The following is a 14,686-nucleotide window of genomic DNA, read 5'->3' on the forward strand; positions in this document are numbered from 1 at the left end:
TCAAAAATTATTTTTCGTAATTTTCTTTAATATAATCTTCTATTTTCTGTTTGGCATAATGATAATTCGTTTTTAGAGTCCCTACCGACATATCTACAATTTTTGATATTTCTTCATAGGGCAAATCATCATAATACCGCATCATAAATACCAGTTTCTGCTTCTCGGGCAGGCTCTGTATAGCGTTCTGCAGTAAAATCTGTATTTCTTCAGCATCATCCTCTGCATTATCAGCTACGAGATTCTGCATGTGATACTCCGGGTCTTCATCAGTTTTCTGCATCTTTTTCATTTTGTTGACCTGCTGCAGTGCCTCGTTGGTAGCAATCCTGTACAACCAGGTATACAGCTGGCTATCATTTTTGAACTGATGAAAATTCTGATAAGCTTTAATAAAAGTTTCCTGCAAAGTATCCTGTGCAAGATCTCCGTCCACAATAATTCTTCTTATGTGCCAGTACAATCTGCTTTGATAGGCATCCATCAAGGCACGGACACCTTTATCCTGGGTCCGTGGATTCTGCATCAACGAAATAATTTCCGCGTCCTTAATCTTCATAAGATGCCTTCATTGTTTTGGATTACAAAAATAACTGAAAGTTAAATTAATTATTCAATTTTCAATTTAAATATTAAAAATATTATGAGACACTTACGCAATAAACGTGCCTATATTGACATACAGGATTTCCAAAGCTATCTTCCTTTCCCGGCTCGGCTTAAAATCTTATATTTGTTATATGCAAATTGTAATTATCGGTTCCGGAAATGTTGCCTATCATCTGGCAAAAGCTTTCACTTTGAAAGGTATTCCTGTGACCCAGTTATTTGGGAGGAACGAAAAAGAATTAAGTAAAATTTCCGAAGAATTAAACATTCCCTACTCCACAGCTCATCTGGAAAAGGCAGATCTTTATATCATCTGTGTAAGTGATCATTCTGTAGAAGAAGTTTCGAAGATCATTCCCGGAAAAAACTGTCTGGTTGCGCATACTTCAGGGTCTCTTCCTAAAGAAGTTCTTGCCGGTGAGTATCGGAAATCCAGTTTCTACCCTTTACAGACTTTTTCGAAATCCAAAGAACTTGAATATGAAAAAATTCCGTTTTTTGTAGAGGCTGAAAATGATGAAGACCAAAAACTATTGTTGGATCTTGCTTCAAAAATTTCGGGAAGGGTAATGGAAAGTACTCATGAAAAAAGAAAGTATATTCATCTGACAGCCGTTTTTGCCTGCAACTTTGTAAATCATCTTTTTTCCAGAGCCAAAGAAATTTCAGATTCCCAGGGAATTCCGTTTGACTATTTTTTGCCCTTAATTGATGAAACAGTTCAGAAAATTCATACGATTGAACCTAAAGAGGCGCAAACCGGACCTGCCGTAAGAAATGATGTCAGGATTTTACAACTGCATGAACAGTTATTAAAGGACGAGAGTCTTGACATATATAAAACAATGAATCATTCTATTCAGAAAATGTATGAGCTATAAAGAGAAATTAAAAGATATTAAGGCATTTGTATTTGATGTTGACGGTGTTTTCACAGACGGAAGTGTGTATCTTCTTCCCGGAGGAAATATGTGCAGGGTAATGAATGTCCTGGATGGTTATGCCGTTGTCAAGGCCTTAAAAAACAATTATTTAATAGGTGTTATTACCGGAGGAAATGATGAAATGGTGAAACACAGAATCAATTACCTTGGAATTCAGGATTACTATCCGAAATCTCACAATAAAATGGCAGATTTTGAGGATTTCAAAAGGAAGTATAACCTAAAAAATGATGAGATCCTGACCATGGGTGATGATCTTCCGGATATTCATATCATGGAAAACTCAGCTATTGCAGCCTGCCCCGAAAACGCGGTTCCCGAAGTTAAAGGCATTTCAAACTATATCTCTCCAAAAAAGGGAGGGAGCGGAGCGGTACGCGATGTGATAGAGCAGGTAATGAAGGTTCAGGGGAACTGGCATGATGATAACACCCAATCCGTTTAATTAAGATCATGAGATTACTTTTAGCATCCCAATCCCCCAGAAGAAAGGAATTGCTTTCCAGTCTTGGTTTTGAATTTGAAGTGGTAAAAATAGACTGTGAAGAAATCCTTCCTGAACACATCAAAATAGAAGAAGCAGCTTCTTATTTGTCTCAATTGAAGGCAGATACTTTCAGAACACTGGCGGGAGATGAAATTTTATTAACTGCTGACACTGTGGTTGCAATTAATGACCAGATTCTTGGTAAGCCTGCTCATGAAGACGATGCGCGGAATATGCTCAGATGTCTGTCCGGAAAAATACATCAGGTATACACGGGGATTACAATAAAAACTTCTGATAAAACAATTACTGAAACCGATGTGGCGGAAGTAACGTTTGATGAAATTACAGATGATGAGATAGAATATTATATCCGGAACTATAAGCCTTTTGATAAAGCAGGAAGCTATGGTATTCAGGAATGGCTGGGTATGGCTAAAATCAAAAATCTGAACGGAAGCTTTTATACCATCATGGGATTACCCACACATTTGGTTTACAGCATATTAAAAGAAAACACTGTAATTTAATTCATATTTTTTTTTCCACACCATACAGAAGAAATAAATTATTTCGGCAAGAAATATAAATATTTTTCATTATAAAATTTTATTATTTTTACAAAATCATCAAACTGCTGATAATAAAAAGCAGATTAGCGAGTTATATTGAAATAATGAAAAAGAATATATTGTTCCTTTTAGTGATATGTATTGTTGCTTCGTGTGCTACCAAAACAAAAAAGCCGGAGCAGCGGTCTAAGCTATTAAAAGGTTTTTCTACATATTACAACACCCTTTTTAATGCCAAAGATGCATTGGAGAGTGAATTTACATCCCGGGATAAAGGACATAAAGATAATTTTTATGCACCTTATATCCCTATTCTTACTTACGAAGAGCAACCTCTGGGTAGTGATCTTGGCCAGTCTGCTGCTTTTGCAGAAAATTCCATGAAAATGGCAGAAGTAGCCAATTCAAAACCTTCCGGTAGAAATAATTCCGGAATTCCCAATATTCCGGGCATGCAGGGCAATATGCCTGGAAATACTGAGACTAATCAGGAAGAGGAAGGACAAACCAAGGGAGCTACTACTTTGGAAATTGCAGAAGCTAAGGCTCTGAAAGCTATTAATAAATATTCAGTGATCAGAAACGGTGAAGAAAAGAATAAGCAGATTTTTGAGGCTTATATGATTCTTGCCCAATCCAGGATTTACCAGAATAAACCTTTGGAGGCACTGGATGCTCTTAATTATGTTTTCACCCACATGAAAGATGATAAAAGGCTTCCACTGGCCAGAATATATCAGGGGCTGGCATATGACAAGATTAAAGATTATCACAGGGCTCATGAAACCTTTGCCAAATTAAAGGGGGAGGATATCAATAAGAACTACGCCAAGCTGCTAAGTATTTATTATTCCGAATCTCTTTTGGATGCCGGAAAAAAAGAAGAAGCTGCCAGAGAGCTTGATATTGCCTATGATTTGAATACGAACAGAAAACTTAAAAGCAGAATTGCTTATCTGAGGGGTCAGGTACTTGAAAATCTGGGGCAAAATGAAAAAGCGAGGGAAAGCTATGCATCAGCTTATAAATATGCAAATGATTTTGAGTTCGAAGTAAAATCCCAGATTGCCATCGCTAAAACCTTTAATGGAAAAGGTGATTATAACGGTGCTAAAAACTATCTGGAGGGAATCAGTAAAAAGGGGACTTATGGTTCCAGAAAAAATGAATTTTACTATGCCCTGGGTCTGATGGCTAATAAAGCAGGAAAAAAAGATGAAGCTCAGCAATTTTTCAGAAAATCATTATTTGAAAAGGTTTCTGATCCACAGATCCGTGGATTGGCTTATTATGAAATAGGGAAGAGTTACCTGGAAAAAAATGATTACATCGGTGCCGGAAGTTATTATGATTCTGCCCTGGCAGTAATGACCTATGAACCCTCAAAAATATTACTGCAGGATCAGTCTGAATACATCAAAAAAATTTCCAGGAATTATTATCTGATCAAAAAAAATGACAGTATTCTTTCTTTAGCAAAAATGAGCGATGCTCAAAGAACCGATTTTTTCTCTAAATATATTGCCAAGCTTAAGATCAAGGAAGAAAAGGAAGAGCAGGAGAGAAGACGGGCTGAAAGAAATAAAGGTTTTGATACCGGGGACTATAATGCAAATTCTATTTTTGCAAATAACACCAATGCTTTTGAAGATTTCGGAGTAACCACGAAAGGTTTTTATTTCAGTAATAACGGAACTGTCAGTAAAGGTACTTCTTCATTTAAGCAAATCTGGGGAGAAAGAGCACTCGCTGATAACTGGCGTTTTTCAAAGAAAATGACTTCTATTGAAGATATGAAAAATGAAGCTTTAGGAGTGACTTCCGCTCCTAACCCAAGACGTTTCGAACCGGCTTATTATATTGAACAGATTCCAACGGATCAAGGCAAATTGGCCCAGTTGAAAAAAGACAGGGATACGGCTTCCCTGGGGCTTGGAGTCATGTATCAGAATTATTTCACCAATACCCCTCTGGCTACAAAAACATTATATGACCTTATAGATGTAAAACCAGAAGAAAAGGTTATGCTTCAGGCACTGTATGAAATTTTTGCAATGAACTATGAGAAGAATCCCCAGGCTTCAGAGAGAGCAAAGCAAATCCTTCTGACAGATTATCCTTATACTTCATATGCGGAATTTGCAAGAAACCCGAAAAACAATTCATTTGTAAAGTCAACTGAAGATGTTGAAAATGAATATAAAAAGGCTTATGCATTATTTGAATCTGAAAAATTTTCTGAGAGTAAGGACATAATTGACCAAGCCATCCAGAAATATCCAAAAGATGCGCTGGTTCCCAAACTTTATCTGCTGAATGCCTTCAATGCCGGCAAGTCAAGTGGGAAAGAAGTTATGATTCTGCAACTGGAACAGATTGCCCTGAATTATTCTAAAACTCCGGAAGGCGTAAGGGCTAAGGAAATGCTTAATTATCTTAAAAGTGATCTCAGCTTTCAGGCTACGGATAATAAAGGAAATGCCATACCGCAGCAGCCTGTAACCAATCCGGTTCAAAACGACCAGTCTCCATCGGTTCAGGATAGTGATGTCCCGCAAAGGCCGGATATGAATAAAGTTCAATCGGTAGATCTTGGTCCGGCTACTCCACAAAAGCCTAATAGTCAGCCAAAAAAGAAGAATAAAGTATTAGATGCTTCTTCGGACCCGACAATTCCGCCAAGACCACAATAAAATAAAAAGCGAAGATTTACTCTTCGCTTTTTTATGATATTTCGTTATTTCCTGCTCACAATCTTAAGACTTGTTTTTCTTAACCCCATGAAAATCTTTTAAATAAAAGGGTTCAAAATATGCCGTATCTTCAAACTCTTTCTTTTCTATTTTTTCAAGTGATCTTTTTACCAGATATTGTGCAGAAGGGTAGATGTCCGTTTTAAAATCCGATAGAGGGAGTTGCAAGATCTCTCTAGCTTTCAGTGCTCCGTCACCAACAAATACTACCTTTTTATCTTTAAATTCTTGAAAAGACGTTTCGTCCAAAATCTTTGCTTCTGTTTCCCTGATCTCTTTTCCTGTCTGACCGTCATAAACAGCCGTATAAACCTCCATTCTTCTCGCATCGATCAAAGGTACTATAAAGTCATAGTTATGCCCTAAAAAAGGCTCTATCATGCTTTCTAAAGAATTCATAGCAACCAAAGGAATATTCAGTCCATAACAAAACCCCTTTGCAGAGGCAGCTCCGATTCTTAATCCGGTATAAGAACCTGGTCCTTTCCCCAGAGAAACAGCTTCTACTTCTTTCAGTGAAATACCGGCACCTTCCAGTGCCCACTCTACAAAAGTATGAAGGCTTTCCGATTGTTTATAGTTTTCAGAAACTTCTTCACAAAGACATAGCAGCTTTTCGTTATCTGAAATGGCTACGGAACAATTTTTAGAAGACGTCTCAAGATATAAAATTTTCATTTTTTTATTTTAACTACTGCAAAGTTGCAAGACAAAATTGCTTTTAATATTCTGCAAATTTAATCCATTATTTTGAGATTATTTCCTGTAGATTGTTCTGGGTTCTGCCTGCGCACTCGGATAAATGGTCATATCCGAAACAGTAACATGTTTAGGAGCATTTACACAATAAGCAATTGCATCCGCAATATCCTCCGCTTTTAAAGCATCATATCCCGCATATACACCCGCAGCTCTTTCACTATCTCCTTTGAATCTTACGAGTGAAAAATCTGTTTCCACAGCACCCGGCTGAATATTGGTTACTTTAATTCCAAATTCCGTAAGCTCCAGTCTCATTCCTTCCGAAATTACATCAACAGCCTTTTTTGTAGCACAATACACAACTCCGTTCGTATAAGTCTGCCTTGCCGCTACTGAACTGATATTTACTATATGACCTATGTTTTTAGTTTTCATACCGGGAATAATCATCTTGGAAACATAAAGTAGTCCCTTAACATTTCCGTCGATCATAGAATCCCAGTCATCGGTCTTACCTTCTGAAAGAGGATCAAGGCCGTGAGCATTTCCGGCATTATTGATCAGGACGTCAATATCTTTCCAGTTCTCAGGAAGGGAACCGATCGCTGATTCAACGTCTTTAAGGTCTCTCACATCAAAAATTAAACTAAATATTTCGGTTAATAAAGATAATTCTTTTTCTAATGATTGCAGTGCCTGAATCCTCCTTCCGCAGATAATTATTCTGTTTCCTTGTTTTGCAAGCAATTCTGCTGTTGCTTTTCCTATTCCTGAAGTAGCTCCGGTGATTAATATTGTTTTCATAAATTAAAATTTTAAATACACGGTATACTCTCTTAAAAAAATAGGGGAGTATACTGAACATCAATTTGCATCAAATGCCTGAAACGCATCTGCTATATGGTCAATAATTAAATTTTTCTTTTCATCAGGAAGAATTGAAATGATATCAAACCTCACTTCCTTATCTTTATTAAATTCTTCGAGGTAATGATTGGCGGCAGAAACAATGGATTTTATTTTTGCTTTGGTAACAGCTTCCTGAGGCAATATAAATGTATCCGTAGATCGTGCCTTTACTTCAACAACAATAACAAGATTTTCCTTTTCAGCAATGATATCTATCTCAGCTTTCTGAAAACGAAAGTTTCTTGTAAGAATTTTATAGCCGTTTTTTTGAAGATAAACAGAAGCCATATCCTCAGCTATCTTTCCAAATTCATTGTGTTTTGCCATACATTAACATTGGGGATTAAGAATGGGAGAGAAGTATTTAAAATTCAATCTTTACTTTAGTCCCGATTTTTATGTGAGCTATTCCTCCGATCAAAAGCGGCCTGTTATCTTTAATATGTCCGTTCGGAAAACCAAACACTACCGGAAATTTATATTTTGAAATTCTTTCAGAAATCAGCTTGTAAGCAAATTCATCAAAACTTTCCTCATAGTTTTTATTTTCTTTTTCATCTCCCATATTCGTCATGCCTCCGACAATAAGTCCTCTGATTTTATTGAAAACCCCAGCCAGCTCAAGACTCATAATCATACGGTCCAGTGCATAGAAGTTTTCACCAATATCTTCGATAAACAGGATTTTATCTTTAAAGTCAAAAGAATATCTGCTTCCTAACAGGGCATAGATAAGGGCTAAATTACCTCCTACCAATTCTCCTTCAATAGTCCCTTTTTTATTTAACTGATGGGATTCAAGGTTATATTTTAGAGTTTTTCCTCTTAAAGTATCGAAAATTAGATCGTAGCTTTCATCAGTAACTCCAAAGCTTGATGTTTTGATGGTCTGTCCGTGGATGGATACAAAGCCTTTTTTCAGCAGATAACTTTGAATTACAGTATTGTCAGAGTACCCAATGTACCATTTCGGATTTTCTTCAAAGTTTTTCAGCTTAAGATGCTGAATAAGATGCTGACATCCATAGCCGCCTCTGGAAGCCCAGATTGCACTGATTTCTTTATCATTCAGAGCCCAATTGATATCTTTTATTCTTTCCTTTTCTGTTCCGGCATAAGTATAGCCGTTTGAAAACCTGGAATAAAGATGTTCACCTAAAACCGGCTCAAAGCCTTTATTTTTAATCATTTCTATTCCTTTTTCCAACTGGGATGGATCTACTGCCCCGGCCGGAGAAATAATAGCTATTTTTGCTCCTTTTTTCAGAGGTTCTGGAAAAATATTTTTTTTCATTTTGTTTTTTGATATTTAACTTCTTTTTTTTCTGCTTCTTCAAGTTGCCTTTCAAACTGATTGAATTTTTTAAAACTCTGAAGGAAGATAAAGAAACTGAAAAAAATGAGAATAACGCCAACCACCCGTCTGATCTGGTTCGCTAATTTCTGGGTAAGTTTATCGTGAAATTGTTTGGCAAGGAATATTTTGGCAAGGTCAATACACAGATAAGTTGCAATTACGATACCTATGTATAAAACAAAATTTCCGGTATCCGGATATTGATTTCTTACAGAAATTACCGTTACCAGCCAGAAAAGGATTACCCCTACATTCAAAAGATTAAAGAAAAAACCATTAAAAAAGGTTTTGATATAGTTTTGGCTGATAATTTTTTCTTCACCCGGCATATGCATTTTGGTTTTGGTAACCAGCATTACTATTCCGTAGATGAAAATGAGAATTGATGTAATTCTGTAAAAACCAGGATGTTTATCTATTAAAGTAACAATATCAGCACTGGCATAATAAGCAGCTACGATACATAACAAATCTGCAGTGATCACGCCCAGGTCCAACGATAATGCATGCCGGGGACCCCGGGAAAAGCTGGTTTCTATTAACAGGAAGAAAATAGGTCCTATAAAAACCAGACTCAGCATGAATCCTAATATAATGGCAGATAGTACAAGTTCTAGCATTAAGTGGTGTTTTAAATGAAAAAAATTCATTACGTTTAATACAAAGTTAGACTTTATGATTTAATTATTCAATAAAGTTGTTATATATCAACTGTAATAAAATATTTAGGCTGTTTCAGTGAAACAGCCTAAGTTTATCTGTCAATTATTAAAATTAATCAACAATCTTAAAGTCTAATTGCTTTTGAATCAGATTGGCTTTAACCACTTTAATCTGAACTTCGTCTCCCAACTGGTATTTTTTTCCATGTCTGACGCCATACACAGCATGGGTTTTTGCATCAAACATATATGAATCATCTACAAGATCTCTCAGTTTGATCAGCCCTTCTGCACCATTTTCAGGGATTTCAACCCAGAACCCGAATTCTGCTACTCCTGAAATTACTCCTCTGAAAGTTTCTCCCAGGTGTTTTTCCATAAACTTCACCTGCATAAACTTAATAGAATCTCTTTCTGCATCAGCAGCCAGCCTTTCCATTGAGCTGCAGTGTTTTGCTTTTTCCTCCAGTTCATGTCTGTTGGGAGACTTTCCGCCATCGAGGTAATGCTGCAGCAAACGATGGGCAATCAAGTCAGGATAACGGCGGATAGGAGAGGTAAAGTGCGTATAATATTCAAAACCAAGGCCGTAGTGACCAATAGGCTCTGTAGAATACACTGCTTTACTCATGCTTCGCATAGCCAGAGTCTCGATCATATTTTCTTCGCCTTTTCCTTTAACATCATGAAGCAGTTTATTTAATGATTCTGCTACTTTTTTCGTATTAGCCAGGTTCATTTTATATCCGAATGTGGAAACAAAGTCTCTTAAGGCTTCAAGTTTGGCAGGATCGGGATCATCATGAACCCTGTAAATAAATGTATTATTTGTTATTTCACCTTTTCTTGTTAATGAAACAAATTCAGAAACTTTTTTATTCGCTAAAAGCATAAATTCTTCAATCAGGTGATTGGAATCTTTACTTATTTTAAAATAAACCCCTACAGGCTCATTATTTTCATCAAGATTGAATCTTACTTCACTTCTGTCAAACGTAATTGCTCCTTTTCTGATCCGCTCATTACGCATTATTTTAGCGAGCCTGTCTAAGGTATTGATTTCTTCAGCCAGATCACCTTTACCAGTTTCAATACGTTCCTGAGCTTCTTCATAAGTAAATCTTCTGTCGGAATGAATAACTGTTCTTCCGAACCACTGTTTTTGAATTTCCGCCTGATCATTCAGCTCAAAAACTGCCGAAAAGGTATATTTGTCCTCATGGGGACGAAGTGAACAGACATCATTACTCAAAACTTCCGGCAGCATCGGTACCACCCTGTCGACAAGATAAACTGAAGTTGCCCTCTGATATGCTTCATCATCAAGAATTGTTCCCGGAACTACATAATGGGATACATCTGCAATATGAACTCCTATTTCCCAGTTTCCGTTTTCAAGTTTCCGTATAGAAAGGGCATCATCAAAGTCTTTGGCATCTTTAGGGTCAATCGTAAAGGTACAGATTTGTCTCATATCCCAGCGTCTTGCCACTTCTTCATCAGTAATGGTCCTGTCAATCTTATCTGCATCCAATTCTACTTCCTGCGGAAACTCATAGGGCAGGCCATACTCAGCAAGAATAGAATGGATCTCCGTTTCGTGTTCGCCGGGAGCTCCCAGTACCTGTATAATTTCTCCTTCAGGATTCTTATCACCAGGTTTCCATTCCGTCATTTTCACGACTACCTTATCTCCGTCTTCCGCATTATTGAATTTTGTTTTTGGAATAAAGATATCTGTATTAATTGTTTTTTTATCACAAACAACAAATCCGAAATCTTTATGGGCAACCTTTTGAAAAGTTCCAACAAATTCAGTTCGGTTTCTTTCCAGAACTTCCAGTACAGAGCCCTCCAGTTTTTTCCCTTTATAATGATAAGTTATAATAAGAACCTTATCACCTTGTAAGGCATCTTTAACATTTTTGGAATGGATAAAGATATCATCTTCTATTCCTTCTACATTAACATAGGCATTACCGGTTTGATTAAAATCAATAATTCCGGTCAGTGTTCCTGCGATTTTCAAATTCACAATATATTTGCCTCTTTCAACTTCCTTTATTTTTTCTGAAGCCTGAAGTTTATGAAGAGCCTGGATCACCAATTCTCTTTGTCTCGGGTTCTTATAGTCGATCCCGTCAGCAATTTGTTTATAATTATAAATTTTAGATGCATTAGCATTCATGAAACGTAAGATCAGTCTGCCGATCTCCATTAGTTTCAAATCATTTTTATGACTTATATATTTTCTTTTTTTTGGCATTTTAATTCTTTTAATTGTTTTTTGATTTTCAACTCTAGGTAAAAACCATTTAATATGTCCTGTTATTGTTTTAAATAAATTATCTGTTTTTGAAAAAACTTTTTTAAAGTCTGTTCAGTATATATATAACGGGAGCTTTAGTTCTGTATAAATTTAATACAAATATGGAGAAGAAAAGAGAAAAACCTTTTATAAAGTGTGTTTTAATTTTTATAAAAAGAGCCGGGGAATTGTAGAGTATAGTTTCTCCCTGCCATGCAAAGATACAAATAAAAAATAAAAAGGCCCGTAAACGTTTTACGAGCCCTTATATTTTAGCATACTGCAATTTTATCAACCCTGTTCTGGTGTCTTCCTCCTTCAAAATCTGTTGAAAGAAACCGGTCTACAATTTCAATTGCCAGTTCTTTTGATATAAACCTTGCCGGGATTGAAATCATATTGGCATTATTATGCTGTCTGGCAAGTGTTGCAATCTCCGGCATCCAGCAAAGTGCACATCTGATCTTCTGATGTTTATTCGCCGTAATCTGGACCCCGTTTCCGCTTCCACAGATTAAAATACCAAGCTCATTTTCCCCGTTTTCCACAGAAGTGGCAGCAGGGTGAACAAAATCCGGATAATCCACACTGTCTGTGGAAAACGTGCCAAAATCCTGAATTTCAAAACGTTCTGAAAGATAGTTTTTAACAATCTCTTTATATTCATAGCCTGCATGGTCCGCTGCAATAGCAATTTTTCTTTTCATAATACTTTCATTAAGCTTTTTTCGATTCTATTTCTCTACAAAGGTAACAATAATAACAATTCATGTTAGTAAACCGGGAGTTAATTGTGAAAATACCTGTTAGTAACTGTGGAAAACTTTTCTCAACTTCTTGTTTTTAATGATCAATTTATTTTGTAATAGAAAAGGTTTGTGAAAAATTTTATCACAACTTTCTAAATGTTTTCTTCAACAAATCCAATCTTTTTCCATAATAAAATAACTAATAATAGGCTTTAAACAGAGTTATCCACACCTGTTAATAAGTATATCAAAGAGCAGTATTACAGTAATTTATAATGTGAATTAAATATGAGTTTAGTAAAAACAAAATGTTATAAAATTTTAAGCAAAAACTTATCCCCGAAACTAACAACACTCAACAACAAAGACAATATTCTTTTTTTTAAAGAGAAAAAAATTGTTGATTAATGGATGATTGGGGATGGGGAAAGTTTTTGAAAACTTTTATTTGAATGAATCTGTTGAAAAAGTTTAAAAGCTTACATTTGTGAAAAGAAAATGCAATGAACTCTATTAAATCGGCCTGCCTTAAATTATCTGAAAGTAAACAGGGATTTGCATTAGACGGGTGGATATTTGAGTTCGGAAAAACAAATAAATCTATTTATGAAAACAATTAATGATTTCAATTTTAAAGACAAAAAGGCTCTGGTGAGAGTGGATTTCAATGTTCCGCAGGATGATCAGCTTAAAGTAACAGATAATACAAGAATTGTGGCAGTAAAGCCTACCGTTGAAAAAATTCTTAATGATGGAGGTTCTGTAATTTTGATGACTCATCTTGGAAGGCCAAAAGGAGAAGTTAAAGATGAATTTTCCCTTAAGCATATTGTAGAGGAAGTTTCCACTGTTTTAGAAAAAGAAGTTAAATTTGTTGATGAATGTATAGGGGAAAAAGCAGAGAAAGCAGCTTCTGAATTAAAGCCTGGTGAGATCTTATTATTGGAAAATGTACGTTTTCATAATGAAGAGGAGAAAGGAGATCCGGGATTTGCGGAGCAACTCGCCAAGTTAGGAGATGCATATGTAAACGATGCATTCGGAACTGCTCATCGTGCCCATGCTTCTACTGCTGTAATTGCTCAATATTTTCCTTCAACTAAATATTTCGGTTTATTAATAAGCAAAGAACTTCATGCTATAGACAGAGTATTAAAAAGCGGCGAGAGACCTGTTACAGCAATTCTTGGTGGATCTAAAGTTTCAACTAAAATTACCATTATAGAGAATATTCTTCCTGCTGTAGACAACCTGATCATTGGTGGAGGTATGGCGTTTACTTTTATTAAGGCTCTTGGTGGAAAAATCGGAAATTCCTTGGTCGAGGAGGATAAGCTTCCATTGGCTTTAGAAATTCTTGGTAAAGCTAAAGAACATAAAGTAAAAGTGTATTTGCCATCGGATGCAATCATTGCTGAGAGTTTCAGTAATGATGCTGAGAGGAAAGAAGCTGATATATATGCAATACCTGAAGGTTGGATGGGGCTGGATGCTGGCCATAAATCAAGGGACCAGTTCAACGATGTACTATTAAATTCAAGAACCATTCTTTGGAATGGACCAATTGGGGTTTTTGAAATGTCAAATTTTGCAGGAGGAACAATTGCTCTTGGAGACAGTATTGCTGAAGCTACAAGATTAGGAGCTTTTTCTCTAGTTGGTGGCGGAGATAGTGTTGCTTTCGTTAAACAATTCGGGTATGCTGATAAAGTAAGTTATGTTTCTACCGGAGGAGGAGCAATGCTTGAAAGTCTTGAAGGGCTTGAGTTACCAGGTGTAGCTGCAATCAATAATTAACAGGAAAAAAAATATTTTAAAGTCTGCTAATGTAATGAGCAGACTTTTTTTATCTCCGTAACTTAAAGAAAACCCTTTATTCATTGATATTTCCAATGTGTTTTAGATATAACTTATAGTTATATAGAGTAGTGTCGTTCTTTATCAATTACCTGAGTTTTATTGTAATTTTCTTTGCCTGTATTTTTCTCTATAATTCTGGAATTTTTAAAATTCATTCTTATTCTTCCTGCGTTTTTTTGAAAACAAATGGCTCGATTTTCAGCCAGATATTATCAATTAAAGACCCTTATTTTAGAAACATTTTTGAATGTATTTCATTTTGATATTTATTTTCTGGTGTCTGCGAAATGAGATTTAATCTAATCAATTTAAGAGATAATTTTTAGCTTCTGACTTTATAATCTTTTTCCTGAAACAGAATTATTTTTTATGTTGCTTCCCGGAATAATTTTACAATTATTTTTTAATAAAGTCATTTATATACTTGTTTATTTCATATAATTGTGAATGTATTATATCATTTTGATTATCAACTAATAAACTACATTTTGAATGTTTTTATTGGAATTGTTTTTAATTCTTACACTTCATTAAATAATATAGAATGAATAAGTTAACAATTTTCTTATCAAATTTTACTGTAAGAATTGATTTATGGGAATTTTATTTTGTTTTAGTATTGAAGCTTATAATGGCTTTTCATTTTATTTTTTCTGACAACTTTCAAATTATGTCTACTGCTTTTTGGTTTTGATTTATAATAATTATTTTGACTGATTTTCAATATTATCATTTTAATTTAAATTAGAAGAATCTGAAGAAAACTGTTAAGAC

General features: G+C 35.4%; 13 protein-coding genes. 5 read left to right on the forward strand and 8 right to left on the reverse strand.

The window, feature by feature from the left end; genetic code table 11:
• Window positions 1–7 precede the first annotated feature (7 nt).
• Window positions 8–559, reverse strand: a complete 552-nt coding sequence (locus tag DRF59_RS05575) for an RNA polymerase sigma factor (RefSeq protein ID WP_115957593.1) — start codon at window positions 557–559, stop codon at window positions 8–10.
• Between the two features lie 181 nt (window positions 560–740).
• On the opposite strand from DRF59_RS05575, the gene DRF59_RS05580 reads away from it, so the two are divergent.
• The 4 genes from DRF59_RS05580 to porW all read left to right on the forward strand — a co-directional run bounded on the left by DRF59_RS05580 (window position 741) and on the right by porW (window position 5,305).
• Window positions 741–1,490, forward strand: coding sequence for a Rossmann-like and DUF2520 domain-containing protein (locus tag DRF59_RS05580; protein ID WP_115957595.1), 750 nt, complete (start codon window positions 741–743; stop codon window positions 1,488–1,490).
• Window positions 1,480–1,998 (forward strand): KdsC family phosphatase, encoded by a 519-nt coding sequence (locus DRF59_RS05585; RefSeq protein WP_115957597.1) that lies wholly within the window; start codon window positions 1,480–1,482, stop codon window positions 1,996–1,998. Before DRF59_RS05580 ends, DRF59_RS05585 begins: the two co-directional genes overlap by 11 nt.
• Window positions 1,999–2,006: 8 nt before the next feature.
• A complete protein-coding gene (locus tag DRF59_RS05590) occupies window positions 2,007–2,570 on the forward strand; it encodes a Maf family protein (protein WP_115957599.1) in 564 nt (187 codons plus the stop codon).
• A 146-nt stretch (window positions 2,571–2,716) separates the two neighbouring features.
• On the forward strand, window positions 2,717–5,305 hold the full coding sequence (gene porW / locus DRF59_RS05595) for a type IX secretion system periplasmic lipoprotein PorW/SprE (protein ID WP_115957601.1): 2,589 nt from the start codon (window positions 2,717–2,719) through the stop codon (window positions 5,303–5,305).
• 63 nt (window positions 5,306–5,368) lie between these two features.
• On the opposite strand, the gene tsaB is transcribed toward porW, so the two are convergent.
• The 7 genes from tsaB to rpiB all read right to left on the reverse strand — a co-directional run bounded on the left by tsaB (window position 5,369) and on the right by rpiB (window position 12,010).
• On the reverse strand, window positions 5,369–6,043 hold the full coding sequence (gene tsaB, locus DRF59_RS05600) for a tRNA (adenosine(37)-N6)-threonylcarbamoyltransferase complex dimerization subunit type 1 TsaB (RefSeq protein WP_115957603.1): 675 nt from the start codon (window positions 6,041–6,043) through the stop codon (window positions 5,369–5,371).
• Between the two features lie 78 nt (window positions 6,044–6,121).
• Window positions 6,122–6,871, reverse strand: a complete 750-nt coding sequence (locus DRF59_RS05605) for an SDR family NAD(P)-dependent oxidoreductase (protein ID WP_115957605.1) — start codon at window positions 6,869–6,871, stop codon at window positions 6,122–6,124.
• A 60-nt stretch (window positions 6,872–6,931) separates the two neighbouring features.
• A complete protein-coding gene (locus tag DRF59_RS05610) occupies window positions 6,932–7,303 on the reverse strand; it encodes a YraN family protein (protein ID WP_115957607.1) in 372 nt (123 codons plus the stop codon).
• A gap of 37 nt (window positions 7,304–7,340) precedes the next feature.
• On the reverse strand, window positions 7,341–8,270 hold the full coding sequence (locus tag DRF59_RS05615; RefSeq protein ID WP_115957609.1) for a S66 peptidase family protein: 930 nt from the start codon (window positions 8,268–8,270) through the stop codon (window positions 7,341–7,343).
• Window positions 8,267–8,953 (reverse strand): LysE family translocator, encoded by a 687-nt coding sequence (locus DRF59_RS05620; RefSeq protein ID WP_115957611.1) that lies wholly within the window; start codon window positions 8,951–8,953, stop codon window positions 8,267–8,269. Before DRF59_RS05620 ends, DRF59_RS05615 begins: the two co-directional genes overlap by 4 nt.
• Window positions 8,954–9,107: 154 nt before the next feature.
• Complete coding sequence (gene rnr / locus DRF59_RS05625; protein ID WP_115957613.1) at window positions 9,108–11,261, reverse strand: ribonuclease R; 2,154 nt, start codon at window positions 11,259–11,261, stop codon at window positions 9,108–9,110.
• Between the two features lie 314 nt (window positions 11,262–11,575).
• Window positions 11,576–12,010, reverse strand: a complete 435-nt coding sequence (gene rpiB, locus DRF59_RS05630) for a ribose 5-phosphate isomerase B (protein WP_115957615.1) — start codon at window positions 12,008–12,010, stop codon at window positions 11,576–11,578.
• Between the two features lie 648 nt (window positions 12,011–12,658).
• On the opposite strand from rpiB, the gene DRF59_RS05635 reads away from it, so the two are divergent.
• Window positions 12,659–13,849 (forward strand): phosphoglycerate kinase, encoded by a 1,191-nt coding sequence (locus tag DRF59_RS05635; protein ID WP_115957617.1) that lies wholly within the window; start codon window positions 12,659–12,661, stop codon window positions 13,847–13,849.
• Window positions 13,850–14,686: the final 837 nt, after the last annotated feature.

The sequence above is a fragment of the Chryseobacterium flavum genome (genome assembly GCF_003385595.1).
Taxonomy (GTDB): Bacteria; Bacteroidota; Bacteroidia; order Flavobacteriales; family Weeksellaceae; genus Chryseobacterium; species Chryseobacterium flavum.

Excerpts from the sequence above, each read along its gene's own strand:
- DRF59_RS05575 (WP_115957593.1), bottom strand. The coding sequence starts at position 559 with ATGAAGATTAAGGACGCGGAAATTATTTCGTTGATGCAGAATCCACGG.
- DRF59_RS05580 (WP_115957595.1), top strand. The coding sequence starts at position 741 with ATGCAAATTGTAATTATCGGTTCCGGAAATGTTGCCTATCATCTGGCA.
- DRF59_RS05585 (WP_115957597.1), top strand. The coding sequence starts at position 1,480 with ATGAGCTATAAAGAGAAATTAAAAGATATTAAGGCATTTGTATTTGAT.
- DRF59_RS05590 (WP_115957599.1), top strand. The coding sequence starts at position 2,007 with ATGAGATTACTTTTAGCATCCCAATCCCCCAGAAGAAAGGAATTGCTT.
- porW (WP_115957601.1), top strand. The coding sequence starts at position 2,717 with ATGAAAAAGAATATATTGTTCCTTTTAGTGATATGTATTGTTGCTTCG.
- tsaB (WP_115957603.1), bottom strand. The coding sequence starts at position 6,043 with ATGAAAATTTTATATCTTGAGACGTCTTCTAAAAATTGTTCCGTAGCC.
- DRF59_RS05605 (WP_115957605.1), bottom strand. The coding sequence starts at position 6,871 with ATGAAAACAATATTAATCACCGGAGCTACTTCAGGAATAGGAAAAGCA.
- DRF59_RS05610 (WP_115957607.1), bottom strand. The coding sequence starts at position 7,303 with ATGGCAAAACACAATGAATTTGGAAAGATAGCTGAGGATATGGCTTCT.
- DRF59_RS05615 (WP_115957609.1), bottom strand. The coding sequence starts at position 8,270 with ATGAAAAAAAATATTTTTCCAGAACCTCTGAAAAAAGGAGCAAAAATA.
- DRF59_RS05620 (WP_115957611.1), bottom strand. The coding sequence starts at position 8,953 with ATGCTAGAACTTGTACTATCTGCCATTATATTAGGATTCATGCTGAGT.
- rnr (WP_115957613.1), bottom strand. The coding sequence starts at position 11,261 with ATGCCAAAAAAAAGAAAATATATAAGTCATAAAAATGATTTGAAACTA.
- rpiB (WP_115957615.1), bottom strand. The coding sequence starts at position 12,010 with ATGAAAAGAAAAATTGCTATTGCAGCGGACCATGCAGGCTATGAATAT.
- DRF59_RS05635 (WP_115957617.1), top strand. The coding sequence starts at position 12,659 with ATGAAAACAATTAATGATTTCAATTTTAAAGACAAAAAGGCTCTGGTG.